Source organism: Paenibacillus uliginis N3/975 (assembly GCF_900177425.1).
Taxonomy (GTDB): Bacteria; Bacillota; Bacilli; order Paenibacillales; family Paenibacillaceae; genus Paenibacillus_AQ; species Paenibacillus_AQ uliginis.
In genome coordinates, this window is the sequence record NZ_LT840184.1 from 2,332,325 (window position 1) to 2,358,522 (window position 26,198).

The following is a 26,198-nucleotide window of genomic DNA, read 5'->3' on the forward strand; positions in this document are numbered from 1 at the left end:
CATGGAATTATATATGTCACTTGCGATCGGTGTTTTATTTGCTGTTGGGGTATACTTGATTCTCTCCAAAAGCCTGCTTCGCATTATTTTGGGAACTTCTCTAATTTCACACGGGGTTAACTTGCTGCTGCTGACAACGGCCAAGCTTAAGACAGGTGCAGCACCGCTGCTTGGGGAACAGGCGAAATCGTATGTTGATCCGCTCCCTCAGGCGCTTATTTTGACGTCCATTGTTATCAGCTTCGGCGTGACGTCGTTCTTTTTCGTACTTGCTTATAAAGCGTATCAGCGGCTCGGGACTGATGATATGGAAGAATTGAGGGGGGAAGAGGATGAATAATCTGATCGTTCTTCCGCTCCTGATTCCATTGCTTACAGCAGTTATCCTCATTTTCCTGTCCAAAAGAGTGAAGGTGCAGCGATGGATAAGCCTGATCAGTATCTTCCTTAATGGGGTATCAGTTGTGCTCATTATGGATCAGGTTCAGGAAAAGGGAATCCAGACGTTATATATGGGTGGCTGGTTGCCGCCTTACGGCATCGTGTTCGTGGCGGATATGTTTGCGGTGCTGCTTGTGCTGACAACACTTATTGTGGCGGCAGGATGTCTCCTATACGCTTTTCGCACGATTGGCGAGCAGAGAGAGAAGTATTACTTCTATCCGTTTTTTCAATTTCTATTAGCGGGTGTTATCGGTTCATTTCTGACCGGTGATCTGTTTAATTTGTTTGTCTGTTTTGAAGTCATGCTTATATCTTCCTATGCGCTGATCGTTCTGGGAGGTACCAAACGACAGCTTAGAGAGACGCTAAAATACATTTTGATCAATATCATTTCGTCTGCGCTGTTTGTTGCTGCCATGGCTTATCTTTACGGTGTGGTCGGTACACTGAATATGGCCCATCTATCCGTTCGTGTAGCAGAAGCAGGACAAGGTGGCTTACTGAGTGTGATCGCCATCATGTTTTTGATAGTATTCTCATTGAAAGCAGGGCTGTTCCTGTTCTTCTGGCTGCCGGGGTCCTATAGTGTTCCTCCCGCAGCTGTAACTGCGTTATTCGGTGCACTGCTGACGAAAGTAGGGCTGTACGCGATCATCCGCACGTTTACACTCATCTTTTATCACGATCAAGGCTTCACGCACAATATCATTGCTTGGATGGCCATGGCTACAATGATTCTGGGTGGGCTTGGAGCTGTGGCGTACAAGGATATTCACCGGATTCTTAACTACAATGTGGTCATCAGTGTCGGATTTATCGCTTTCGGTTTGGCTGTGGCAACGAAGGATTCGCTTGACGGTGCGGTGCTTTATCTCATTCATGACATGATTGCAAAAGCGCTGATGTTCATTCTGGGAGGAATGATCATCTCCGCTGCTGGTACGAACAAGCTGAACGAGATGGGCGGATTAATTAAACGTTACCCGCTTTTGGGATGGATGTTTTTCATTCTTGCCTTAGCTCTGGTCGGTATTCCGCCCCTTAGCGGTTTTCCAGGTAAAGTTCTAATGGTTCGCGGCGGTCTGAGTGAAGGTGAATTCCTGCTGACGGCGGTTGCGGTAGCTTCAAGCCTGATTGTGTTGTACTCCTTAATGCGTGTATTTATAGGAGCATTCTGGCGGGAAGATCACATGCTGCCTGTTCGGGAAAAGAAAAAATGGCATAGTTCGGCTTATGTATCTGCAATCGGTCTATTAGTATTGGTTATTGGACTTGGTGTCGGTTCGGAATGGATTTATTCCTTCGCCGGACAGGCGGCTGAGGTTCTAACCAATCCGTCAATATACATTGAAGCCGTATTAAAGGAGTAGTGGAGATGGGCCTTCAAATTGTATTAAATCTAATCATCGCCTTCGTCTGGATGTTTCTTTATTCGGACTGGTCTCCCCAGCGATTCATCCTTGGATATCTGATCGGTGCCATCCTCATTGGACTATTGAACCGATTCTGGCCGCATGACTTTTATTTGCGGAAGTTATGGGCAGTTATTGCACTGCTCTTCCTGTTTCTGAAAGAGCTGTTTAAGTCGAGCATTACCGTGCTTGGTCAAGTTATTAGACCGAGACTGAATATTCGCCCGGGTATTTTTGCATATGAGACGGAGCTAAAAAGTGATTGGGAGATCACCGTGTTGTCTTGTCTGATATGTCTGACCCCTGGCACGCTGACCTTGGAAGTGTCTCATGACAAGCGGACGTTATATATTCACGCCATGGATATAGAGGATAAGGGTGAGGTTGTTCGGCAGATCAAGGATACCTTTGAAAAAGCAATTTTGGAGGTGACAAGGTAATGCTTAATAACATACTTATCGCTTCTCTGGTTATATTGTCACTTGCTATGCTCGGATGTTTATATCGCTTGATCAAAGGGCCTTCCATGAACGATCGGATTATGGCGCTGGATACGATTGGAATTATTTTACTGTCTATGATCGCTGTTCTTTCGATGCTATTCCGGACAGAAGCGTATTTTGACATCATATTACTGATTGGTACTCTGACATTTATAGGCTCTACAGCCTTGGCAAGATTTATTGAAAGAGGTGATGTCATTGAACGGAGTAACGATGAGTGAAGTTGGAGAACTGCTGATCGGGCTATTGGTGCTAATCGGTGCGTTGATAAGCGCTGTGAGCGCATTTGGCTTAATCCGTCTGCCTGATGTGTATTTGAGATCGCATGCGGCGACCAAAAGCTCGACGCTGGGCGTTCTCTTAATACTAACAGGTGCGTTTCTGTACTTTATGTTCTATGTAGACCATGTTAGCGCGAAGCTTTTGCTAGGTATTATCTTTGTATTCATCACGGCACCGGTTGCAGGCCATCTGAATGGGAGAGCCGCTTACCGCTCAGGTGTTCCACTGTGGGATCAAAGCACGCATGATGACCTTCGCCCTGCACTCGAGAAGGAATGTAAGAACAGTAAGGATAAAGGTACAAATTAGAAGGATCACACGTTAAAAAAAGTTTATTTACATTTACTGGATCGTTGGCGATATAATAATGCTGAAGGAGCTGATATATTGTCAATGGTCCATTTGAACCGTCATGTATTCAATAGTCTGGATGAGATGTCTCTCGGAACAACGTGTTTTGAACCGTTAATTCAAGCTTTCAAGGAAGTACGTATGCGTGGAGGGGATGAGCGTACTTTCTACACGGGGCTATCAGAGGGGCAGCAGCAGCTGTTTATTTTTCGCGTGTATTATGATCACGTACATCACTCGCCGGAGGAATTATTTTGGTGGAGTGCATATTTCCTGGCCCAGCCACTGAGATGGTTGGCTTTGAAAAGCAGTTTCCGGGTTCATGGAGATGACGAGGCTGCCGGGCTTTTGGAAGAAATAGAAAGCTTTTTGACAGCTAGTGGGTATTCCCAGAGTTTGGAAATATTTGATGTTTCTCGTTCGGATATGGCGGAGAACCTTGAACTTCTAAACTCATTTAACGATTACTATGACAGGCTTCAAAAACACACTGAGGTAATTCATCAAAGGCTTGCTCAATATATCCGTTCTCATCCCGATGAATTTGTTAATTTGGAGTAGAGGAACGAAAAAACCGCCAATAAGGCGGTTTTTTGTTGTATAGAAGTGTTTATGTTAGGCATGATGGTAGCGGTTCTCCATCTTTTTGCCTGCGAGCCACAGCAACCAAAGGACACCAATGGCAATCAGTATACGCCACGGCTGATGAATGAATCCCTGCCAATCATGACCGATAAAAGCGACCATAAAAATCATGACCGATTTGCCTGCCATAACGGCAATGATGAATGTTCTCATAGATACGTTACTAATACCGGAGGCCACATTGATGAGCGCCGATGGGGTAAAGGGAAAGCAGTAGAGTATGAATATCGGAGTAAAACCTTTTTCCTCAATCCAGTGAAAGAAACGCTGTGTTCCCGGCATTCGCTTTTGGATGTACAGTCCGAGCTTTCCTCCCAGTTTACGTGCCAGCCAAAATACAGCAATAGAGCCGGCGCACACGCCGATCCATGAGAACAGGAACCCCAACCACAAGCCATAGGCGGCTGCGTTGCCCATTACAATGACGATAAGCGGCAGAATCGGAAGAAATGCTTCAATGAAGGGAAATAATATGCCCGGCAGAGGGCCCAGGCTGGAATACTTGTGAAGCCAGGATTCTACCTGATTCATGTCGATATTTTTCATAAACGTTAAAACCTGCTCAATCCAATCTAACATAATAAGTACGATCTCCCCTATGGTTATCTGTTTGTTTGAATAATGCTTTTATTTGATAAACTGAATTAAACTTTTGCAGTCGTTTTATGTAAAAAATCAATGAATTTTATTATATCATATTAACCCATTGGACCGCATCTGAGCAAACCGGAGGGTTCGAAAAACGTTGTTAGAAGATATTAATCGTGGATGATTTTTTCAAGTTGTACAGGAGAGAATGTTGATATTAGGCAACAATATTTGAACATTGCTTAGAATTCCTATATTATTATAAAGTAAATTTTCGACAATTATCGCCAAAGCGGTAATATTCTACACCGAAGGGGTTCTCTGAATGTCCAAAAAACACCGAAAGCTATCTGTCGGCGAGATCATTAAACGTATCATTTTCATCACACTCGGAGCTGTCATGATGGCCGTCGCTCTCGAAGTATTCCTCGTCCCTAACACCATTATTGATGGAGGGATAACTGGTATTTCTATCGTTTTATCCAAAGTTACTCCAATAGCACTTGGATTGTTCCTTTTCTTGTTCAACCTCCCTTTTCTGTTTATTGGTTACAAGCAAATTGGCAAAACGTTTGCCTTATCCACGCTGTACGGCATTATCGTCCTGTCGGTTACAACGGGGCTGCTTCATGATGTTGAGCCTTTTACGAATGAAAAAATATTGGCCGTTCTCTTCGGCGGACTGATTCTTGGATTTGGGGTAGGGTTAGTAATCCGTTACGGCGGGGCGCTTGACGGCACGGAAATCGTTGCAATTCTTCTCTCCAAAAAATTGCGTATACCTGTTGGCCAGATCGTTATGTTCATCAACGTATTTATTTTTATTGTGGCTGGCTTCGTCTTCGGTGCCGATTCAGCGATGTTCTCCATCTTCACCTATTATATCGCAGCGAAAGTTATGGACATTGTTGTTGAAGGTTTGGACGAGTCCAAATCCGTTACAATCATCTCCAATGATTATGAGGATATTTCAGATGCGATTAACGACCGGCTGGGACGCAGCACGACTCTGCTGTATGGTAGAGGAGGTTACTCCAAGGAAGAGACTCAAATGATTTACTGTGTAGTCAACAGACTTGAAGTTTCCAAGCTGAAAACCGTCGTCCAGGAAATCGATAAGAACGCATTTATTTCGATTCAAAATGTTGCGGATGTACTTGGCGGCAGCATCGTGAAGAAAGATATTCATTAGACGAATTAGACTACAGAAAGCATCTCATGTGTCAGAACGCATGGGATGCTTTTTTATTATGAAGAGAGTCATACAAATTTTAATCATCTAAATCCAACAAAAAGCCCTTTACAGGTATAACCTAAGCAAAGGGCTTCATGTTTTAGATTGATTTATTTCCGAACCTCAAAAAATTCGCACTCTTCACGTTTATGGTAACCGAGAGTGCTTACTCCGGATTGTGTAATAATCGTCTCATCCGTAAACCGAATAACGATCGTGCCGGAATCAATGAGATGATTATCTTTAAATATTCGAATTTTGTACTGGAAATCCGCAGCTTCCTGAAAATCCTGGTCCGTAATCAGAGGTCTGACAATTGGCATGACGTTGGTTGTGTCTCCTTTAATTATAGTGGGGGATTGGTGTGACATTTGCGGCAGACGGGGAAGTAGGTGTCGTTCCCTCCAATGACGATCTGCTCTCCGGTGTAGATCGGCTTTCCGTCTTTTACCCGAAGGTTCATAATCGCTTTACGTTCACAAAACCAGCAGATCGTTTTCATTTCTTCGATTTTATCTGCATATGACAGCATGAAGCGGCTTCCTTCAAAGAGCTCATTCTGAAAATCGTTCTTGAGTCCGAAACCCATAACCGGGACATCCAGCTCATCGACAATACGAACCAGCTGCAGGATACTGTCCTTGCTTAAGAATTGACATTCATCAACGAGAACACAGTAAGGTTTAGGTTCGTGATTGCTTACAATTCCGTATATATCAGTATTCTCCATGATTGGAGTAGCTTGTCTTCTAAGGCCGATCCGGGAGGAGACATATCCAACTTCATCGCGGTTATCTATGGCGGAAGTGAAGATCAGGACCGGTTTGTTTTGTTCCTCATAGTTGTGTGCGACTTTCAAAATTTCAATCGATTTTCCGCTGTTCATTGCTCCATATTTGAAATATAACTGTGCCATTCTCATTTCCTTTCCCATTGAACATGTAAAGTACATATCATTTTCTCATTATCAGGTGGTGTGTGTAAATAACAATTCTTATGAAAATAAAGACTGCATTGCAGTCATTTGACTACAATGCAATCTTTAGTCTAATCAAGCCTATGTTTAATAGTGAAAACACCGAATGATGATAACGAGTAAAATAAACAGAATTAGTTCTGGGGCGACACCTTTTTTGACAACAGGTACATGAATTGGTGCAGGTACACAACCGTGACCATGCATATGATCGTGATGGACGTGACCATGCATTTGGCCATATTTATGTCCAGTCATGTGATGCCCAGAGCCGGCCACATGGGAATGCCCACCCCATTCTGTTTTCATGTGAACATCAGGAACACCTTTTTCGCTTCTTACGTATCCTGTTTCAGCTCCGCCTGTTACTCCTCCAAGACCAGCCATTACAACAGCTCCTTCTCGTTAAGTTGTGTGTTTATCTTGGGTATAGTATGACGGTAAGGATAGATGTACCTGTGCCAATACCCATATGGATTAAAGTTTTCTCTGGATCATCACTGATTGAGAAATTGAGCGTGTTTATCGCGGCTTTTTGTAATTTAACTGTTCAGAACACCTATTTATGTTATAACATATGGAAGTGAATGATTAGTAACATTTGTAAGTTGAGTTTGGGAGTGATTTCGATTGTCTATTAATATTATCAAACTCCTGTTTGTTCCTTTTATATCCCTATTTATTATCGTCTCATCGATTTCATTAGGGAAAGATGCGAGTTTGGGACTGATGATTTTTACAGGTTTGTCATTATCAATAAGTTTGGCTCTAGATCGTAAATACCCGAGACTAAAAGTATTTCAGTTTATCTTTTTAGGCGCATTTCATTTCGTTAGCAATTTAAATTGGTGTATACTGCTTTACTACATCGTGATTATTAATCTAATCCAGGACAAAGAGAAGTTTAAAGAGACGATGCCCGTGGCCTTTCTGTTAGTCATGCAATACTCCATCATTCGACTGACCTACACGCCATTAGATGAATATAACTTGCTCGTATCGATTTTTGATATCATATCATCGTTTGTTATCATTATGACGTTACATATTATGATCCGTATTGAATCTGAGAAAATAACTTTAACGAAGCAGAACGATTACCTCATTAATCATGATTCGCTTACCGGTTTTCTGAATTACGAAGGCTACATGAAAACCGTTCAAGAGCTTACCGATAACAGGACTAACTTTCAGCTTGTACTGCTCGATATTAACAACTTCAAATCATTGAATGCCAAAGATATAGCCACAGCGAATGAGATTCTTATCCATTTTTCACGCTCAATACAAAACCACTTCACGAACATGCTTGGTTCCGCCCGATATGCAGGAGATCGGTTTGCGATTCTTCTACCATCTACTGACAGGGTAAAGGATTTAATGCCTTTTGATGAACTCGGCATACAGATCACCTACAGCGTAACTAAATTTCCCCAAGAAGCATCAACATTTCAAGAAATCATCAGCATGGCCGAAGAACGGATATTCCAAATGCGCAGAGAAAGCTGGCTAAAAACCCAGGAAGAATTCATGCGCTCCGCTAAAATGAAAACGGTTGGCGAGTTAGCGGCCGGTATGGCCCATGAAATCCGCAATCCATTAACAGCGATAAAAGGGTTTGTCCAGCTATCCAAAATTCAAAATTACAACATTGAGCCATGGTATGAAGTCATCATGGGTGAAATAACGCGGGTCGGAGAGCTGACGGCAGAGTTTCTTCAGTTTTCCAAACCTCATGCGAGCAATATGAAACCGGATTCTTTGCGTTTTTGTATGACCAGAGTCTTCTCCCTTTGTGAATCCGAAGCGGCCTCGCGCGGTCATTCGTTTACGATGGATATTCTGGATGATCGGGCTATGGTCTACATGGATAGGGACAAAATCATCCAGGTCATGATTAACCTCATACGTAACGCATTTCAGGCGATGGAGACGACAGGTCATGTCCATTTCTCATTACATATAGAGGGAAAGACTGCAATAATTGAAGTTTCGGATACAGGGAAGGGAATAGCCGAAGCAGATATCGTTCAAATTTTTGATCCGTTTTATACAACCAAAGAAGAAGGAACAGGGCTTGGGTTATCCTTGTGTCAAAAAATCGTGGAGGATCATGGAGGCTCGATTTCCGTTCAAAGTGAGTTGGAGAAGGGAACGGTCTTCACGATTAGGCTACCGATTTCAGAAGATCCAGTTTCTACAATATAAAAAGAACAAGGCTCCCAGGATTGAACATCTCCAGGAACCTTGTTGTTATTACATCTAGATGTTTACTTCTACCATCCAGCCGAACGGATCCGGTATGGTTCCGCGCTGAATGCCTGTTAATGTGTCGTACAACTTGCCGGAGATTTCACCTGTCTTGCCATCAGATATGACTAGTTTTTCATCAAGCCAGTTAAGCTCACCGATCGGAGAAATGACAGCTGCAGTACCTGTGCCGAATGCTTCCTCCAGAGCGCCGCTCTTGGCGTCTTTGAACAGGTCTTCGATGGACATCGTACTCTCTTCCACCGGAATGTCCCAATGCTGTAGCAACTGAATAATCGAGCTCCGAGTAATGCCGTCCAGGATGCTTCCATTTAACGCAGGAGTATGAACGGTTCCATTGATCTTGAAGAAGACGTTCATGCTGCCGACCTCTTCGATGTATTTACGGTGGACACCATCCAGCCACAGAACCTGGGAGTAACCCTTTTCCTTAGCAACTTCTTGTGCCTTCAAGCTGGCAGCATAGTTACCGGCAGTCTTAGCTTCACCAATTCCGCCTCTTACCGCACGTACATATTCACTTTCTACAAATATTTTAACCGGGTTCACACCTTCTGCGTAGTAGTTGCCTACCGGCGACATGATGATGATGAACTGATACTGGGTTGAAGCATCAACCCCAAGCGCCGGCTGCGTTGCAATAACAAACGGGCGGATATATAAAGAGGTTCCGGGTTCCGTAGGAATCCATTCCTGATCAACGGCGATTAGGCTTTTCAAAGCATCAAGAGCTAACTCTTCATCCAATGCCGGCACACCCAGACGTTCATTGGAACGGTTTAGACGCTGAATATTTCTTTCCGGTCTGAAAAGAAGGACCTTGCCTTCCGTGGTTTTGAATGCTTTCAATCCTTCAAAAATCGTCTGGCCGTAATGAAATACTTTGGCAGCGGGATCCAGTACGATTGGTTGATAAGGCACGATTCGGGGTTCATGCCAACCTCGATCGTCAGCGTAATCCATAATGAACATGTGATCTGTAAAGTGAATGCCGAACCCTAACTCATGTTGAAGCGGTTTTTGTTTTTTCTTCGTTGTTGTTTGGATATCTATTGATCTAGCCATTGTTCCCATCGCTCCCTAACATATTTATTCTTAATTGAATGCTATCATTTCAGAAGGTATATTTAAAGTATCTATTTTGTTTAATTATCATATCATTTAGGTATGGGCGGACAGGTGAATGTTATGGACATGCGACAAATGAAGTATTTTCTTGCCATTGCCAGGGAAGGTCAAGTCACCCGTGCGGCCAAGCAGTTGAATATGGAGCAGCCACCGCTTAGCCGTCAGCTGAAGCTGATGGAAGAAGAGCTGGGCGTCAGATTATTTGACCGCACCCCTAAACGCCTAAACCTGACGGAAGCAGGGGAGCTTCTTAGGCAGAGGGCAGAGATTTTGCTGGCACAGTTCGATGAAACCATTAAGGAAGTCAAGGAGATAGAAGAAGGTGTAAGGGGAGTTCTCTCACTTGGATCCGTGGTATCCTGTATATCATTGTTGCCGCACCGCATCCAGCTGTTTAGAGAAACATACCCGCAGGTGACCTTTAAGATTCTGGAGGGGGATCATATTTATTTGGGAGAGCTGCTGCAGAAACGAGTCATTGAACTGGTTGTAGCTAGGCTTCCTTTTGAAGCAATTACACATATTGATCATTGTGAAGTGCTTTCTCTTCCTTCAGATCCTTATGTAGCCGTCATTCCAAGTTCGTGGACTTCTCAAATCGGAAAAAAGACCGTACAGATGAAGGAGCTTGCACACTTTCCATTTCTGACCTTGAAGACGGACAAGACGACACGTATGCATGAGCAGGTCATGAATGAATGCAAGCGTCACGGCTTTCAGCCTAATATTATCTGTGAATGTTCGAGTGTGGCGATTATTATGTCACTTGTAGCAAGCGGGATCGGAGCGACGATCTTTCCTAAATCGGTCATATCATCGTACCCCGTCAGCGTTGTTCAGATGCTAGATATTGAAGATGCAGACTTCCAATCCGAAGTGGGGATTGTCTGGCTCAAGGACCATTATTTATCCAAGAGTGCTCAGCGTTTCATTGACAGTTTTAGAGAGAGGTTCATATAGCGAATTTATTAATGATAATATATGATTTACTCATATGAATGAAAGGTGGGCGAATCTATGATTATGCATATCTTGAGTTATCCGGCTTGGAGGCAGACCCTTCAGGATGGGGAATACGCTCCAGCAAGTTTAGAAAAAGAAGGCTTTATTCACTGCTCCAAACCGGATCAGGTTGTTGACGTTGCGAATTCTATATACAAAGGTCAAACCGGACTCTTCTTGATGTTTATAGATGAAGAGAAGGTTGAATCTAACATCGTGTATGAAGACTTGTACGAGTTAGGAAAGCTTTTTCCACATATATATGGACCTTTAAATTTAGATGCGGTCACCCAGATTGTAGAGTTTATACCAGACGAGGACGGAAACTTCACGTTGCCAACAGGAGTGCTTCAGTGAAATTCTACAAGGAAAAGCTGCCTATTGTAGAGTTGGGGAGAAAAGTGTTGGGTGCTCGAGGTCATAAGCAGTTTGTCGGCACACCCGAACAGCTAGTTGCTTTTATGCAGGAATGGTACGAAGGATACGGCTGCGACGGTTTCAACATTATGGCACCGGTTTTGCCGGGAGGCATGGACGAGTTTGTGAATGAGGTTGTTCCTGTGCTGCAGAAGCAGGATCTTTTTCGTACAGAATACGAAGGCGTGACATTGAGAGATCATCTTGGATTGTTACGTCCCCAAAACGGACACTTCCGATAGGACGGGAAGGATGCTCCGGCATTGTCTACGTTGTCTAGGAGCTGAGCAGACAGAGTTGGTCCATCCTATATTGAATGTACAAAGAAATCGCTCCTTTAAATGGTGGCTAGACACTTCCATTTTACCAGAGGGCGATTTCTTTTTGTCTTTTTTAGTGGGATATGCACGAAGCAGCGGAGGGGACGAAGCAATTCCGGACAAGCGGAGCGATCGCCTTTGCCCCCGAATTTCCCTATCTACCAAGACCGTTCAAGAAATTCGGGGGCAACAGCGATGGGAGGAATGTTTCGTACGTGGAGCGTCTTCCAACAGAAGTAAAGGCTGCCCCGTAAGATCTAAAATCTTTGGGACACCCCCTTATGCTACTGATGAAGATTGTATTAGCTATTTACAATACCTAATACAAAACCATCATAACCTTTACTGCCAACAGTCTGAATGGCAGTTGCCGTAATCTTGGGTTCATCAGCTAACAGATCATAAAACGTCCTTACTCCCTTGACACGGGGATCTTGACTATTTTCATTTATAACTTCGCCTTCACGAATGACATTATCTCCAATAATAACAGTTCCAGGATAAGACAGATGAAGTGCCCATTTTAGATAGTTTGGATTATTTGGTTTGTCAGCATCAATTAATATAAAGTCAAAGGGCTCTACGCCCTCACTTTCCATTTGAGCCAATTGATCTAAAGCTTCTCCTACTCGAAGTTCTACAATACCACTTAGCTGAGCTAGGGATATGTTCGCCTGTGCTACCTGAGCATGAACTGGGTCTAGTTCCAATGTCACTAATTGTCCATCAGACGGCAGTGCTCTCGCCAACCAGATTGTACTGTATCCCCCCAATGTACCAATCTCCAAAATTCGTTTTGCGCCTTTCATTTGAGCTAATAAGTTTAATAACTTCCCTTGACTTGGTGTAACATCATAGGGTGGTAACCCTGCCTGTTGATTTGCGGACAACACTTGTTCCAGTACCGAGTCATATGGAATCAGACGCTCCGAAATATACTCATCCACCTTCACCCAAGTATTCATTTGATTCATACTTATCATTTCTCCTTTTGAATTTTTTACCTTCAGCTGTATTGTATGTGAGAATTAATCATAAAAATAATATATGTTTCTAGTTGATTCATATATATAATATATATATTTGAAGCGAAGGGAGCTTATAAATGAATTTACATGCATTACGCTTATTTCATGTGGTCGCATCTACTGGAAGCGTGACACGCGCTTCGGAATTGTTAAATATAAGTCAGCCAGCTATTACCGCTCAAATTAAAAAATTTGAGAAAGAGTTGTTACTCACCCTGCTTAAGCCTCTAGGAAGAGGGATTGCACTAACAGATGCTGGTGAAGAGCTTGCTCTACTTGCAAAAAGACTCTTCGCGGTTGAACAGCAAATTGAACAATTCGCTCAGGATTATCGTAATGGTACGAAAGGATGCATTAGATTAGCCGCAACGTATTTACCCGCTCACTTCCTGATACCCGCTTGGATCGCAAAGTTCAAACAACAATATGAACATGTTGAAATGATGATTACTACGACCAATTCAAGTGATGCACTGAAGCAGCTTTTAAATGTAGATGTGGATATCGCTATTTATGGGGGGATAGCCGAGAAATATCCAGATACGATTCTGACAGAAGAATTGTTTCAGGACGAGCTATGGTTTGTAGTTGCACCTAATCACCGATATGCGAATCAGCAAGTTACTCTGTCGGAAATGATGAAAGAACCTTTTGTCATGCGTGAGGAAGGCAGTTCAACTCGGGATAGACTACTATCTTTATGTCGCACATACAATTCATCAGTTCCTACAATATCTTTGCAATTTAACGGACTGCATGAAGCGATCACAGCTGTTATTGCCGGATACGGTGCAAACTTTGTCTCATCATTAGTTGTACGCGAATATGTAGAACGTGGGGAGTTGTCCCGCGTTTATGTTGAAGGGATCCATTTAAAAAATACAATTGCCATTTGTACACGAAAAAACGAGACATTGTCAGCTTCCTCAATGAACCTCATTCAGATGATCCGTCAAAATCCATATATCAAATAGTGAGATTACCTAATTTCCAAGTTCCAGCATATTGAAACAAGCATATTACATATATTTCAAATAAATGAGGATAATTAAAATTTACAGGAGGAGGGATGAGGTTGACAGATGCTTTCGTGGCACGCTCGTTAGACGAGATACGGTTTTGGTCTAGAATCATGAAGGAGCATTCCTTGTTTCTTCGATTAGGCTTTAGATGCGAAGATACCCAGCTTATTGCTGAGGCGATGCAGTTTCAAGCCACTTTCGAAGATATCGAGAGAAGGTCCCACGCATATTCTTTAAATACGGATCCTTCCACGATTAGGGAGTTTAATTGCGAGGTTCAAAACGCGGCAACCCATATTTGGGCGTTTAAAAGAAAGGTGCTCGGTCTCATATTGCGATGCAAACTTCCAGGGGGGACCAATTTTCCGCTATTAGTCGATCATGTGAGCAGGGAAGCGAATTATTTTCGAAACCGCCTTGATGAGCTGAATTGTGGGCAACTGGAGCCTCTGCATGATGCGATTATAGACGAAAATGTATTTTTCTTAAGAATCATGGCTGACCATGCAAAATTTATAGGCCATTTGCTGGACCCATCAGAGCGGAAGCTTGTAGAGCAGGCTAGGGAGTTCGGTCATGAGTTTGATCAATTGATGTTTCAAGCTATAGATCTAAGCTCGATGCGACCACAATCACAAACTGTTCCGCTATTAAGCCAATTTGTCGATGAAAACAAAGTATCGGTAAAGTCCCTTCGCGATTTCAAGAAAACAGCGGCTGACTTGATTGAGCAGTGCCGAATAAAGAGCATTATTCATCCGTTGTTGGCAGACCACGTATTCCGCGAAGCCGAAAGGTTCCTCTTCATTCTTGAAATGTTTGATCGATCCTTATCAGGTCATCATGTCAACAAAAAAGAATTGCTTTTCTAAGCTGCAAGGATATCGAACCATCTTCTCTAAATTCACATATATTGAATCTGAATATGGGATCTAGGGAGGTTTTTATCTGTGAGCAAACCAGTAAAAGGGGTTTTGTTCTGTTTAAACGATTCTGATGCTAATTCTGAACATTCTCATAAGTTGTTTATTACTTCCTGGGACGGTAGACCTGTTAACCTTCATGTTCATCCATTTTCCGGTGATACTTCGTATGATGTAGGTCATTATCATCATTATGCCGGCATTACAGAGGCTGCACCAACTGGAGTTCCGCATGTCCACAATTATTATGCCGTAACTTCATTTAATGATGGGCACAAGCATACGATTAGAGGCACGACAGGGCCAGCATTCCCTTTACCGGAAGGGGGCCATTATCATCATTTTGAAGGCTACACTACGGTTAATGGAGCAATTCCACATACCCATAAATACGCTGGAAACACAGGGAATGAAAAAAACTATTAAACCTAAATGGAATAATGAGGGCTGCCTGTCTCGGGCAGTCTTTTTTACGTTCTCTAATCCGATTTGCTAAAAGATAGAAATCATATCCTCAAATTAAAGGCGCTATATGGTAATTTAAATTATGGGTCATTTTTTTTGAGGAATTGTCAGAAATCAAGAACTTCCCGAGTCTATATAGCAGGTCAACTTTTTGAAAGCGGGGTTATATGTTGAATACTTTGGAAGACAGCAGCATCAAGGATTGGGAAGAGCTAGAAGACGGAGAACTGGTGAAGCGGGCTCAGTCAGGTGAAAACGAGGCGTTTGGAGAACTGGTTCGTCGGCATCGTGCCAAGGTGTACCGCTATGCCAGAGCGTATACTCAAGAATCCTTCCTGGCAGAGGATATTGTACAGGATGCTCTCATTCGAGCATTTATGCATCTTGGTAAACTGGTCGATGTGGAACGATTCCTGCCCTGGGTTCACCGAATTGTTCGCAATCAGGCGTTCTCTAGACTGAACAGCACAGCAGCTGTGAAGGAACAGTCGTTTACCGCGCTGGCTTCCATCATGGACCGGGATGCTAATGATTCCGCAGATTGGAATGATCTCGATGGTATTTTGCGGCGTCTTAACCAGACCCACATGGAGGACACGTTTATATCAGCTGTCCCGGAAAGCCGGTTGATGCAGAAGGAAACACTTCGTGTCTTGACGGAGATCATTCAATGTCTCAAGCCGAGGGAACGTCTAATTTTTGAATCCCATTTCTTCGAACAGCTGTCCCCACAGGAAATTGCGAATCTATTTCAGCTTAAGACAGCCAATGTGTACCAGATTATTTCTCGATCGCGAAAAAAAGTTATTCAACAAAAAATCCGTGTCACAGTTGACTCCTATATTAAATCGAGAAGGGATTTGGGGATTGTGAAAAAAACGGTGCTTACGTACAAAGATACTTTATCAGAGGCCAGAACATGTACATCGGCTGCAGAGTCGATCTATAAAATGCTCCAATATACGGACTATAAGTTGTCACTCCCTATGATCATGGGTCTTACAGGTCACGCGTTCCGAATTAATATCGTACCAGATAGCGTTCATATCGCCGGCCCAACAACGTACAACTTTGCAGACGTTCTGACAAGGGGATTAAAAAACATGGGCTTCCGCTCTAAGACGGTAGATGGGAAGTTGGCTGGAATAGGTCCCAATAAGAACTTGCTTCAACAAGACCAACTAAACGTTAACGCAATGGAGAAACGTGATATCCATCATGCGCTACCGGAGGCATTGAACCTTATACACCGTTCCCTGGACCGGGGAGTACCAGTGCTGGCGTGGGATCTATTTTTCCCGGAGTTTGGTATTATATATGGGTATGATGATGCGCAGAGATCCTTGTTCGCCGAGGAATGCGGAAGAAAAGATTCGCTGTCTTATGATAATCTAGGACGCAGTGTGCTCGAAGAAATCTTCGTACTTGCTATTGAGGACTACACCAAGGTCTCATTACGTGAACAGCTGCAAAATGCACTGCAATCGATTTTGGAGCATTACGATGGGGAAGAGGAAAATATCCCAGTTGATAGTGTTAAAGGTTTGGCAGGGTACGATGTGTGGATGAAAGCTTTCGAGAATGGCAGCATTGAGCCGAACGGGAATGCTTACAATATCGCTGTGGTCAGGGACGCTCGAGGTAATGCGGCTGCATTTTTCAAGGAGCTTCTGGAAATCTGGCCAACGGAACAGGATCAAGACCGGAACATCCGGGATTGGTTCGGTAAGGCGGAAGCTGCTTATCGAAATATCACGAAACATTTTGATAAGCTGCATGAACGGTATCCGTTCCCTGAAGGAGGGACGCCGAATGGACAGTCAAGATCTGAGGATATTGAACAATTGCGTCTAATTAAAGAAGAAGAGGCGAAGGCGGTTGGGGTACTGCGTAAGATTCTGAAAGGGTTGTAAAGCGCAAAAGATTATAAGAGGATGTTCAAAAAGTCCGCTTTTGATCACGAAGTGAATCAGGAAGTGTGCTCGGCATCGAATCTTGAATTCAGCCGGTCCTTCCGGTGCTCACGTACCCAAAACGTACGCTCCGCTCCTCAGTCCCTAGCTTCATCCAACCTTCTCGGTGCTGAAAACCGACCTTTTTGAACACGCACTATAAGAGTCGCGACCATTTACATTCACCATAATTTAGCATACAATATAACAATAATTTGATATCGCATTTTTCAACCCCACTTTTTTTTGTTTTTTGGTATCCAAAACAAAAAAAAGTGGGGTTTTTCTATGGGGGAGAGAATCTTGTTTCAATTGCTAAAGAATTCGCTGTATGTATTTTTGGGAGCTTGCTGTTTCGGTATTCTGTCGACGGTAGTCAAGCTGGCATATAGCAAAGGGTTTGTGTTCGAAGAAGTCATGATAAGCCAATTCGGAACGGGATGGATGATCCTGCTTGTTCTAATGCTATTTTTTGCGAGAAGAAAAGTGACACTTAAACAGTTTGTAAGACTTGCGTGTGTCGGTCTGTGCACCTGTTTAACAGGGGTATTTTATTATCTATCCCTGCAGAGTATTCCCGCATCCATCGCAGTAGTGCTTCTGTTCCAGTTCACATGGATGGGGGTTATTATTGAAGCGATTGTGAACAGGTCAATGCCTGACAAACCAACACTGGTGTCTATCGTGATATTGTTCATCGGTACGATATTAGCAGGAGGATTGCTCGGAGCAGATCATCTCCAGCTTAATATAAAAGGCGCGTTGCTGGGACTCGCTGCCGCTCTCATGATGGCGTTGTTTGTATTTTTCAGCGGGAGAGTGGAGACACAAATGCCGCCGATTACCCGCAGCTTCTATATGTCATGTGGCGGATTGATCCTGTTAACTGTGCTATTTACGCCCAAAGTATTTATAGAGGTATCGCCTGTCGACGGCCTGTGGATATATGGACTAATACTGGGCATATTTGGGGTGGTGCTTCCGGTTCTGCTGTTCGCCATGGGTGCGCCTAAGATTAGCACGGGGCTGGCAACCATACTTGGAGCAGGAGAGCTACCGGTTGCAGTGATCGTATCTGTCCTTTTTTTGAATGAGCTTGTCACGGGATTGCAATGGATTGGGGTATTGGTCATCCTTTTAGGTATCGTGTATCCGCAAATAGCAACTGTTAGAGCTAAGACAGCACAAAAAATATAAAGGATGAAGGCAGGTGGAAGCGGGAAAAGAGCTTGAATGTTAATATATAAGTGTGAAAGTTTTTGACAATTAGCCGAAGGTTCGGAACGAAAACGGATACTTACAGCCCATCATAGCCATAGAAAGTTGCAGTGATGCTCCTTAAAGGCTTAAAATCTATAGGAGAGAAGAAATGATGCTATTTACTCATTTGATCCATCACGTAACCGAAAGGACGACTTGAGATGAACCAACAGCAAATAGGACAAATTAAAACAATCCGAAATGAAATTACCCGATTTATGATGAAATATAAGTTCGCCTTGGATGAAATCGAGACAAAAATCGAGATATTGAAAGAGGAGTTTCAGGCTCTGCATGACTACAGTCCGATTGAGCACACGAAAACAAGGTTAAAATCCTTGGAAAGTATTTTAAAGAAGCTGTACCGTAAAGGAAACGATCTTTCTCTGGAATCCATTGAAGAAAATATTAAAGATATTGCGGGTTTGCGCATCACCTGCTCTTTTCTCTCCGATACTTACAAAGTCAGTGAAATGTTGCAGAAGCAAAGCGATCTGAAAGTGATAAACGTGAAGGATTACATTAAAAATCCGAAGCCAAATGGATACCAAAGTCTTCATTTACTCGTCGAAGTACCCGTGTTCTTGTCTGACCGTGTAGAGAATGTGTGTGTGGAAGTGCAGATACGGACTATAGCCATGGATTTCTGGGCAAGCCTGGAGCACAAAATATTTTACAAATACAACCAGTCTGTACCGGAAAAGCTGCTGCTTGAGCTGAAAGCTGCGGCGGATACGGCAAACGATCTTGATCATCAAATGGAACGGCTGCAGCGTGATGTTCAGCTTATCAAGGACTCGCATGCTGAGGAAGCACTGTTAGAAGAACTTCGAAGCTTTCAAATGAACAATCAACAATTTAAACTGCCTGCTGGGCTGATCGAAGTACTTAAGAAGGATTTATAAATTGTTATCTTAGTAGCCATTGGAAATGAATCGAGGACTCTGCGAACTATCGTAGAGTCCTTTTGTTATGATTCTTATGATCTGCAAACCGAGCTAAAGAAGCGTCTATGTCATCTCTAACTAAAATTTCATGAAATTAAGTCTAAAAATTGAATTGACATTTAACTTTATATACAAGTAAAATACATGTATGTGAATTGACTGACATGAATGACACCCAAAGGATATTTAGCGAATGAGACATATATAGCTCTGTCAGAATGCATAATCGGTCAATACATCCAACATAAAATGATAGCGTTTACTTTACTTAATGCTTCGGTGCATTTTCGAGAGAGGAGTACAGCATCCATGATTTTTATTCATTAAACAACGGAATAACGAGAAAAATCGACTTGTTATGCAAATATGGATCCCGCAAGAAGGGAGTGAAGGGATTGGAAACCGTCATTCAGACCACTGATGAGTTGAAACACACCGTACCAAAACGTAATCGCTGGCAGCAGGTTCGAACGAGAATGTGGAAGGACCGTTATTTATATCTGCTACTGCTTCCAGGTCTCTTATATTTTCTTATTTATCGGTATTTGCCGATGCTGGGTATTACCATCGCATTTAAAAATTTTAGCCCCTTCATGGGAATTGCGGATAGCCCGTGGGTCGGGTTAGACAACTTTCGCCGGATATTTGAAAATCCCGAAGTGTTGCAGGTCATATGGAACACCCTGGTCATCTCATTTTTACAGATCGCATTTGCGTTTCCTGCGCCGATTCTGCTCGCCATCATGCTGAACGAGGTGGCTAATCCGCTGTTGAAACGCTTGATGCAGTCGGTAGTTTACATGCCTCACTTTTTATCGTGGGTTGTTGTTGTTGGGATCGTTACGATTTTTTTCAGAAATGAGGGATTGGTTAACGATGCATTAAGGGAATTGTTCGGTGTACAGCAAAGTATCGGATTCTTAACGGAACCAGACTATTTCCGACTGTTTCTGGTGTTTGAGGTCATATGGAAGGAAGCTGGATGGGGAACGATTATATTCCTTGCTGCCCTCGCGGGCGTGAACCCGGCATTATACGAGGCGGCGGTTATGGACGGTGCTAGTCGTTTCCGGCAAATCTGGCACATTACGTTACCAGCCATTCGGAGTACGATTATCATCATGCTTATTATTCGGCTCGGTGACGTGCTTGAGGTCGGATTCGAACAGGTATTCCTCCAACTCAATGCGTTTAACATGCAGATTGGTAATACGCTGGATACGTACGTTTATTACAAAGGGATTCAGCAGTCCGATTACAGCTTTTCCACAGCGGTGGGGGTCTTTAAAGGATTGGTCGGCCTTGTGCTAGTTATGTGCGCCAACAAACTGTCTAAACGGTTTGGCGAACAAGGTGTGTATTGATCTGTCCTATCGGGCTACCGGAAAGGAGATTGTAGACAATGAACCAAAAATCAATTGTTGAAAGGCTGTTTGATTCAGTCAATATCGGCTTGTTGCTGCTGATTTGTGCGGTCATGTTGTTTCCGTTTCTATATTTATTCTCGGTCTCATTTTCGTCTTATGAGGATTTTCTTGGCAGCAAGCTGCTGCTCTGGCCATCCACCTGGTCAACAGATGCTTATGAATATATATGGAAATCACGAACATTTCGTCAAGCTCTTCTGACAACAACAACGGTAACAATTCTCGGAACCGCGGTTAACCTGTTCTTTACGAGCACGATGGCCTATGCATTATCGAGACCGATTGTTGGTCAGAAGCCTATAATGTTTATGGTTGTATTCACATTGCTGTTCTCGGCTGGAATGATTCCTACCTATTTGGTGGTGCAGGCGACAGGTTTGCTTGATTCGATATGGTCGCTCATCCTGCCGGTTGCAATTACTCCATTTAACTTGATTGTTATCCGGCAATTTTTCATCAATATTCCGAATGACATGATTGAAGCAGGGATCGTGGACGGTGCGAACGATTTGCAAATTTTCGCTCGGATTATTGTCCCATTATCAAAACCTACGCTGGCCGCATTCAGTTTGTTTTACGCGGTAACGCATTGGAATAACTACTTCGCCCCGATCCTCTACATCAACGATTCAGCTAAATGGACAATTCAGGTCGTTCTCAGACAAATTGTTGTTGTTGGCGAAACGACCGGTACGCTTGGCGGAGACAATATGTTTACGGATAATCCGCCACCACCAGAGACGATTCAGATGGCAGCGATCCTGCTTGCAACCGTTCCAATCCTCATCGTATATCCGTTTTTGCAGAAGCATTTTGCCAAGGGTGTCATGCTGGGGGCTGTAAAGGGTTGACCATTTCAGGTGATCGAACCATGGCGATCATCTGAATGAATCATAGATGGAGCCTCAGCTCCACATTATTATGAAAAAATGGGGGGACGTAAATGTCCAGAAAACGCAGATTCACAGTCATTATGGCTGCAATCATGTCGGTCAGCCTGGTAGCATGTAGCCAGAATACGCAGAGTGTGAAGGAACAACCCGTAACCGCAACAACAAGTGAGAAGCAGCCTACAAATGTAGAAGAGACGTATACCATCACAGCGATCGATTATCGGTATGGTGATCCACCGCCAACGTCAAGTCCGGGGCTGACGATGATTAACGAGAAGTTCAACGTGAAGTATGAACCCACTTTCGTTCCGAACACAGCTTTCGAGGAGAAGATCAATGCTACGTTTGCGTCCGGTAAAATTCCGGATATTGTAGGATTGATGTCCGCGGACATCAAAAACCGGTACAACAAATTTGCGAAGCAGGGGGCATTTCTTGAGATTGAACCATACATCAATGAATATCCTTCACTCAAGATGGTACCTGATTTCATATGGGATGCTGTTCGTGTAGATGGCAAGATATACGCCATTCCGCAGTACTCGCCTAAATACCAGGTCGTTACGGTCATCCGTAAGGATTGGTTAGAGAAACTGGGTCTCAAAGTGCCAACAAATTATGAAGAGCTGAAAGAAGTCGCTCTAGCTTTTACGAATAATGATCCGGATGGAAACAGCAAGAAAGATACTTACGGTATCGCAATCGGTCAAGATATCAACCCTAACTTCAACCAAGGCCCGTACTGGGATCCGGATGCGTGGTATCACCAAGATCAGGACGGCAATTATATTCCGGGAATCATTGGAGAAGGACGCAAGGAATTTATAACGATGCTCTCCGAGCTCTATAAGCAAGGGGCCATGACGAAGGACTATGCCATTTTGAATTGGGGAGACACCAACAAGGAGTTTTATTCCGGCAAGGCTGGTATTTTTATCGGGACACCGCGGGGTATGTCACAGGAGTATATGGACGGGTTGCTGAAAATCCATCCCAATGCAGAGTTTGTAAGCCTTGCACCGTTCCAGGATAAATACGGCAACACGGCTCTGACATCCGGTGCGGGTTATAACGGTATTACGGTGTTGAGCGCCAAGTTATCCTCTGAACCGGAGAAGGTAAAGCGTATCTTGGAAATGATCGATTTCGGCCGAAAGTTCTACCCACAGGACGAGCGAAACGAGAAGAATGCGGACTTCGATTGGTGGTCAGGTAAAATTGGCGTTGGCTATGATGTGACGGACGGCGTTCCTGTGAACAAAGAGAATTTTGCTTCAGATGGTCTTGCTCCATCCACCTATTTCGTGGATAACACCTCTTGGGCACCTAATGATTCCGACAATGATTACTCTATAACATATCAGACGAAACAGCTTGTCGATTTGGTAGAGTCTATCGAAATGATGTATAAAGACATAAAACTTTATGCGAATCCGATTAGCGGCCTGGAATCACCGTCGGACAATACGAGCGGGGCAGAGCTTAGAAAATATGTGATGGATGAGCAGGTCAAGATGATTGCCGGCACACGTCCGGTCAGCGACTGGGATAAACTCGTCCAGGAGTATAAGGACAAGGGCGGAGTCAAGATTATTCAGGAATACAATGCAGGTATCAAAGAGAAGGATCCAAAGGCATTGTTCAAATGAGCCGCAAGGAAATGAGGGGCATATTGTTGCCCCCATTTCTCTGTTTCATAAAATCAACACCAGAGAAGGGAGCGATGATTGAAATGAATCATGCCGCAAAAATCGGGGTTTGGCTACACCCGGATTCAGCTGGTTACAACTGGAAGCATGGGCAGAATCTTTTTCAGCTTTATATCGAAGAAATACTGTCTCATGCCGGGGTTCCATTCCGGAAGTTTGAGGACGCTGACTCGCTGAAGAACTACGAACCCGATATTATACTGATCGCCCATCATGGGGAGAAAGAAACCGATATTGTCCGATTGGAACAATGGATTAAAAACGGTGCCACAGTGATCGATTACGGCAGTTTAAACCGAATGGCAAGCAAGTTGGGCTGCAGAGAAATACGATGCCGTGAGGCGGTATATGCCGAGCTGGACGAAGTGAGCTTTGGGGACATCAACTCTTCACTTCGAGCGGTACGTGTAAAGCCTTGGATTCCTGAAGAGCAGAGTTCATCTGTAATACAGAGCTATGGAACACTTCGTCTTGGCAAAAAAGGTACAGAAATTGCTCCTGCTCGTTTGACCTTTCGCATCGGGAAGGGCAAGCTGATCCGTTGGAACGTTGATATTCCTTCGACGATCGTCTGGATGCAGCAGGGAAGAGAGCCCGTATTTCAGGATGGTATTCCATCCTTGGATGGCACGGGGGACATCGATGAAGGGATACTCAAAGCCGATGACGGCTCCGAGATGGATTGGGATAAGGACCGTACTGTAACCGGGACGGGAGTTCCATACTTTCATATTCCTTACGCCGATTTGTGGCGTGAAGTGATGATACAGCAGCTCATAGCGGAATCGGATGCGCTCGAACTCACTCTACCGTTACTCGATTATTGGCCGGAAGGAACAGAACAGGTTGCTATGATCTCGCATGACAGTGACTTTAACGTAGAGGAAGCTGCGCATACCACATTGCAGGTGCTGGAAGAGTGTGGAGTTCGTTCTACTTGGTGCATGATTGAACCTGGTTATTCTCCGAGTATTTATAAGCTCATTCAAGAACAAGGGCATGAGCTGGCTTTTCATTATAATGCTCTGGAAAAGGAAGGCGGTATTTGGAGCCCAGATGAGTTTAATCGTCAGCTGGACGTCATCAGGAGGTCCACTGGTGCATCCATCATCTCGAACAAAAACCACTACACCCGTTTCGAAGGGTGGGGAGAGTTCTTTCGGTGGTGCGAGGACAGCGGCATACAAGCTGACCAGACCCGAGGTCCCAGCAAAAAAGGAAATGTTGGTTTTCCGTTCGGAACCTGCCACCCCTACTATCCTATCGCTTGGGCCGATGAACACAATAGGATCTACAGTGTGCTACAGATTGGATTTTTGACTCAGGATCTTGAGCATCCATCTCTGCCGGACGTCTCGGTGATCAAGCCGTTTTTGGAAGCGGTGGCAGGCGTTCGGGGCGTGGCTCATTTTCTGTTTCATCAGCAGCATATTCATCAGCTTCCGGCGGTTCGAGATGCTGTCAGGTCACTTGTAGCTGCAGCACGTAGCATGGGTTATGCGTTTTGGACATGCGAAGAAATAACGAAGTGGGAACAATCCCGCCGCTCGGCGAGGTTATATGTAGAAACAGATAGATCCTTTTATGCGGAACAACTGCCGCAAGGTGCGGTGATGTTGACTCCTGTAAACGAAAGTGAGCGTTCATTAGAAGATGGGAATCGAGTGATACGGTTCGGCGTTCCTTGTCATAAACAGGTCGACTTCAGCAGAACTTTAACGGAACAGCAGATTTAAAGGAGGCTTAGGCAGAATGGAACAGCTAGCGCTCTACGGGGGTCCTCAAAGTAAGACCACACCGTTCAGTACGGGAAAGCGATTCGGAGAAGAAGAGGCGGTGCAACTACTAGAAGCATTGGATCAGAACACGCTGTTTTATCATTTTGGTGAAAAAGTGAAACACTTTCTATCAGACTTCAATGTCATGTACGGAAGCAAATATAGTGTAGCTACTTCATCAGGAACTGCAGCCCTTCATGTCGCGTTAGGTGCGGCTGGTGTCACCGTAGGCGACGAAGTGATTACAAGTCCGATCACCGATCAAGGCACACTGATCGGTATATTATATCAAAATGCCGTGCCGGTGTTTGCCGACCTTGAACCGAACACGTACAACTTGGATCCGAAATCCGTAGAAGCTCGGATTACACCAAAGACGAAGGCCATCATTGTGGTTCATCTTGCAGGCAATCCTTGCGATATGGATCCTATTATGGACATAGCACACCGATACGGAATCAAAGTAATTGAAGATTGTGCCCAGGCGTATCTTACGAAGTACAAAGGCAGACCTGTAGGAACGATCGGGAATTACGGATGTTTCAGTACAAATGACTTTAAGCATATTTCCACGGGAGACGGCGGCATAGTGCTGGTCAACTCTGGGGAAGAGAAGGATTATGCAACAACGCATGCTTTTGCAGATAAAAATTATCGCCGACTCGGAACGACGCTGGAACGAGGCACGCAATTTATTGCCCCGAATTACCGAATGACCGAGCTGCAGGGTGCCGTGGGCATCGCCCAGCTTAAAAAATTGCCATGGATTTGTGAGCGTCGAAGAACATACGGGGATCGAATGAATGCGGCGTTATCATCCGTGCCGGGTATTCATATCCCCAAGGTAAATACCCATGACGAGTGTACTTATTGGTTTTATATGTTCAGGTTGGAGATGAACGCACTAACCTGTGAACGGGATGAGTTCTGCAAGGCTCTTGAAGCGGAAGGGATACCGAATCGTGCAGGCTATATTCCGGAAGTATGTTATATGCAGCCGTTGTTTCAGAACCGACAAGCCTATTTAGGAAGTCATTTTCCATTCGATTTAAGCGATACGACCTATTCACAAGGAATTTGTCCCGTTGCGGAGGAGATTTTACAGACGGCTGTACAAATACCTTTAAACGAATTTTATTCTGAGCAAGACGTAGAGGATATTATCCGTGCTTTGCAGAAAGTAGCGGCTCATTATGCAGTCGGCAAGAACTAAAGGTGACA

29 protein-coding genes are annotated in these 26,198 nt (G+C 44.0%); 23 read left to right on the forward strand and 6 right to left on the reverse strand.

All coding sequences use genetic code 11. The features are described from left to right. Position 1 precedes the first annotated feature (1 nt). The 6 genes from B9N86_RS11075 (at position 2) to B9N86_RS11100 (ending at position 3,553) form a co-directional block, all read left to right on the forward strand. Positions 2 to 340, forward strand: a complete 339-nt coding sequence (locus B9N86_RS11075) for a Na(+)/H(+) antiporter subunit C (RefSeq protein ID WP_208919278.1) — start codon at positions 2 to 4, stop codon at positions 338 to 340. After that, positions 333 to 1,814 (forward strand): Na+/H+ antiporter subunit D, encoded by a 1,482-nt coding sequence (locus B9N86_RS11080; RefSeq protein WP_208919279.1) that lies wholly within the window; start codon positions 333 to 335, stop codon positions 1,812 to 1,814. The genes B9N86_RS11075 and B9N86_RS11080 overlap by 8 nt, the downstream gene beginning before the upstream one ends. 5 nt (positions 1,815 to 1,819) lie before the next feature. Then, positions 1,820 to 2,296 carry a Na+/H+ antiporter subunit E gene (locus B9N86_RS11085; RefSeq protein WP_208919280.1) on the forward strand — a complete coding sequence of 159 codons (477 nt, stop codon included), beginning with the start codon at positions 1,820 to 1,822 and terminating at the stop codon, positions 2,294 to 2,296. Continuing rightward, positions 2,296 to 2,580, forward strand: coding sequence for a Na(+)/H(+) antiporter subunit F1 (locus tag B9N86_RS11090; protein WP_208919281.1), 285 nt, complete (start codon positions 2,296 to 2,298; stop codon positions 2,578 to 2,580). Before B9N86_RS11085 ends, B9N86_RS11090 begins: the two co-directional genes overlap by 1 nt. Further along, complete coding sequence (gene mnhG, locus B9N86_RS11095) at positions 2,573 to 2,950, forward strand: monovalent cation/H(+) antiporter subunit G (RefSeq protein ID WP_208920219.1); 378 nt, start codon at positions 2,573 to 2,575, stop codon at positions 2,948 to 2,950. Before B9N86_RS11090 ends, mnhG begins: the two co-directional genes overlap by 8 nt. Before the next feature lie 78 nt (positions 2,951 to 3,028). Continuing rightward, positions 3,029 to 3,553, forward strand: coding sequence for a hypothetical protein (locus B9N86_RS11100; RefSeq protein WP_210190660.1), 525 nt, complete (start codon positions 3,029 to 3,031; stop codon positions 3,551 to 3,553). A 54-nt stretch (positions 3,554 to 3,607) separates the two neighbouring features. Here B9N86_RS11100 and B9N86_RS11105 read toward each other — a convergent pair whose 3' ends face one another. Further along, entirely contained in the window at positions 3,608 to 4,216 is a 609-nt protein-coding gene (locus B9N86_RS11105; protein WP_208919283.1) for a TVP38/TMEM64 family protein, read from the reverse strand. A gap of 334 nt (positions 4,217 to 4,550) precedes the next feature. Here B9N86_RS11105 and B9N86_RS11110 point away from each other — a divergent pair, with 334 nt between their 5' ends. Next, positions 4,551 to 5,417, forward strand: coding sequence for a YitT family protein (locus tag B9N86_RS11110; RefSeq protein WP_208919284.1), 867 nt, complete (start codon positions 4,551 to 4,553; stop codon positions 5,415 to 5,417). A gap of 152 nt (positions 5,418 to 5,569) precedes the next feature. Here B9N86_RS11110 and B9N86_RS11115 read toward each other — a convergent pair whose 3' ends face one another. The 3 genes from B9N86_RS11115 to B9N86_RS11125 all read right to left on the reverse strand — a co-directional run bounded on the left by B9N86_RS11115 (position 5,570) and on the right by B9N86_RS11125 (position 6,822). Further along, positions 5,570 to 5,782: a hypothetical protein gene (locus tag B9N86_RS11115; RefSeq protein ID WP_208919285.1), complete on the reverse strand. Its 213-nt coding sequence runs from the start codon at positions 5,780 to 5,782 to the stop codon at positions 5,570 to 5,572. Positions 5,783 to 5,805: 23 nt separating this feature from the next. Next, the gene (locus B9N86_RS11120; protein WP_208920221.1) at positions 5,806 to 6,375 is read right to left on the reverse strand and encodes a thymidine kinase; all 570 of its coding nucleotides are present in this window, start codon (positions 6,373 to 6,375) and stop codon (positions 5,806 to 5,808) included. 147 nt (positions 6,376 to 6,522) lie between these two features. Beyond that, the gene (locus tag B9N86_RS11125; protein WP_208919286.1) at positions 6,523 to 6,822 is read right to left on the reverse strand and encodes a hypothetical protein; all 300 of its coding nucleotides are present in this window, start codon (positions 6,820 to 6,822) and stop codon (positions 6,523 to 6,525) included. A 243-nt stretch (positions 6,823 to 7,065) separates the two neighbouring features. Between B9N86_RS11125 and B9N86_RS11130 the strand changes: the two genes are divergently transcribed. Next, positions 7,066 to 8,643, forward strand: a complete 1,578-nt coding sequence (locus tag B9N86_RS11130) for a sensor histidine kinase (protein ID WP_208919287.1) — start codon at positions 7,066 to 7,068, stop codon at positions 8,641 to 8,643. A 54-nt stretch (positions 8,644 to 8,697) separates the two neighbouring features. Here the strand turns inward: B9N86_RS11130 and B9N86_RS11135 are convergent, their stop codons facing one another. Continuing rightward, positions 8,698 to 9,771 (reverse strand): branched-chain amino acid aminotransferase, encoded by a 1,074-nt coding sequence (locus B9N86_RS11135; RefSeq protein WP_208919288.1) that lies wholly within the window; start codon positions 9,769 to 9,771, stop codon positions 8,698 to 8,700. 123 nt (positions 9,772 to 9,894) lie between these two features. Here B9N86_RS11135 and B9N86_RS11140 point away from each other — a divergent pair, with 123 nt between their 5' ends. The 4 genes from B9N86_RS11140 to B9N86_RS11155 all read left to right on the forward strand — a co-directional run bounded on the left by B9N86_RS11140 (position 9,895) and on the right by B9N86_RS11155 (position 11,827). Then, positions 9,895 to 10,794, forward strand: coding sequence for a LysR family transcriptional regulator (locus tag B9N86_RS11140; protein WP_208919289.1), 900 nt, complete (start codon positions 9,895 to 9,897; stop codon positions 10,792 to 10,794). 57 nt (positions 10,795 to 10,851) lie between these two features. Then, the gene (locus B9N86_RS11145; protein WP_208919290.1) at positions 10,852 to 11,193 is read left to right on the forward strand and encodes a DUF952 domain-containing protein; all 342 of its coding nucleotides are present in this window, start codon (positions 10,852 to 10,854) and stop codon (positions 11,191 to 11,193) included. Continuing rightward, positions 11,190 to 11,495 carry an LLM class oxidoreductase gene (locus tag B9N86_RS11150; RefSeq protein WP_208919291.1) on the forward strand — a complete coding sequence of 102 codons (306 nt, stop codon included), beginning with the start codon at positions 11,190 to 11,192 and terminating at the stop codon, positions 11,493 to 11,495. The genes B9N86_RS11145 and B9N86_RS11150 overlap by 4 nt, the downstream gene beginning before the upstream one ends. Before the next feature lie 161 nt (positions 11,496 to 11,656). Next, the gene (locus tag B9N86_RS11155) at positions 11,657 to 11,827 is read left to right on the forward strand and encodes a hypothetical protein (protein ID WP_208919292.1); all 171 of its coding nucleotides are present in this window, start codon (positions 11,657 to 11,659) and stop codon (positions 11,825 to 11,827) included. A 48-nt stretch (positions 11,828 to 11,875) separates the two neighbouring features. Here B9N86_RS11155 and B9N86_RS11160 read toward each other — a convergent pair whose 3' ends face one another. Next, positions 11,876 to 12,547 (reverse strand): O-methyltransferase, encoded by a 672-nt coding sequence (locus B9N86_RS11160; protein ID WP_208919293.1) that lies wholly within the window; start codon positions 12,545 to 12,547, stop codon positions 11,876 to 11,878. A 131-nt stretch (positions 12,548 to 12,678) separates the two neighbouring features. Between B9N86_RS11160 and B9N86_RS11165 the strand changes: the two genes are divergently transcribed. The 11 genes from B9N86_RS11165 to B9N86_RS11215 all read left to right on the forward strand — a co-directional run bounded on the left by B9N86_RS11165 (position 12,679) and on the right by B9N86_RS11215 (position 26,190). Then, entirely contained in the window at positions 12,679 to 13,575 is an 897-nt protein-coding gene (locus tag B9N86_RS11165) for a LysR family transcriptional regulator (RefSeq protein WP_208919294.1), read from the forward strand. Positions 13,576 to 13,676: 101 nt separating this feature from the next. Then, positions 13,677 to 14,495, forward strand: a complete 819-nt coding sequence (locus B9N86_RS11170) for a DUF2935 domain-containing protein (RefSeq protein WP_425298581.1) — start codon at positions 13,677 to 13,679, stop codon at positions 14,493 to 14,495. Positions 14,496 to 14,573: 78 nt separating this feature from the next. Continuing rightward, positions 14,574 to 14,972 carry a YmaF family protein gene (locus tag B9N86_RS11175; protein ID WP_208919296.1) on the forward strand — a complete coding sequence of 133 codons (399 nt, stop codon included), beginning with the start codon at positions 14,574 to 14,576 and terminating at the stop codon, positions 14,970 to 14,972. A 206-nt stretch (positions 14,973 to 15,178) separates the two neighbouring features. Then, positions 15,179 to 16,924: an RNA polymerase sigma factor gene (locus tag B9N86_RS11180; RefSeq protein ID WP_244563031.1), complete on the forward strand. Its 1,746-nt coding sequence runs from the start codon at positions 15,179 to 15,181 to the stop codon at positions 16,922 to 16,924. Between the two features lie 342 nt (positions 16,925 to 17,266). Next, positions 17,267 to 18,160 (forward strand): EamA family transporter, encoded by an 894-nt coding sequence (locus B9N86_RS11185; RefSeq protein WP_210190661.1) that lies wholly within the window; start codon positions 17,267 to 17,269, stop codon positions 18,158 to 18,160. Between the two features lie 224 nt (positions 18,161 to 18,384). Beyond that, entirely contained in the window at positions 18,385 to 19,128 is a 744-nt protein-coding gene (locus B9N86_RS11190; protein WP_208919298.1) for a GTP pyrophosphokinase, read from the forward strand. Between the two features lie 437 nt (positions 19,129 to 19,565). Further along, positions 19,566 to 20,534, forward strand: a complete 969-nt coding sequence (locus tag B9N86_RS11195; RefSeq protein WP_208919299.1) for an ABC transporter permease — start codon at positions 19,566 to 19,568, stop codon at positions 20,532 to 20,534. A gap of 38 nt (positions 20,535 to 20,572) precedes the next feature. Continuing rightward, complete coding sequence (locus B9N86_RS11200; protein WP_208919300.1) at positions 20,573 to 21,448, forward strand: carbohydrate ABC transporter permease; 876 nt, start codon at positions 20,573 to 20,575, stop codon at positions 21,446 to 21,448. Between the two features lie 92 nt (positions 21,449 to 21,540). Further along, complete coding sequence (locus tag B9N86_RS11205; protein ID WP_208919301.1) at positions 21,541 to 23,139, forward strand: extracellular solute-binding protein; 1,599 nt, start codon at positions 21,541 to 21,543, stop codon at positions 23,137 to 23,139. 74 nt (positions 23,140 to 23,213) lie between these two features. After that, the gene (locus B9N86_RS11210) at positions 23,214 to 24,935 is read left to right on the forward strand and encodes a polysaccharide deacetylase family protein (RefSeq protein ID WP_244563032.1); all 1,722 of its coding nucleotides are present in this window, start codon (positions 23,214 to 23,216) and stop codon (positions 24,933 to 24,935) included. Between the two features lie 16 nt (positions 24,936 to 24,951). Then, a complete protein-coding gene (locus tag B9N86_RS11215) occupies positions 24,952 to 26,190 on the forward strand; it encodes a DegT/DnrJ/EryC1/StrS family aminotransferase (RefSeq protein WP_208919302.1) in 1,239 nt (412 codons plus the stop codon). The last annotated feature ends 8 nt before the right edge of the window (positions 26,191 to 26,198 follow it).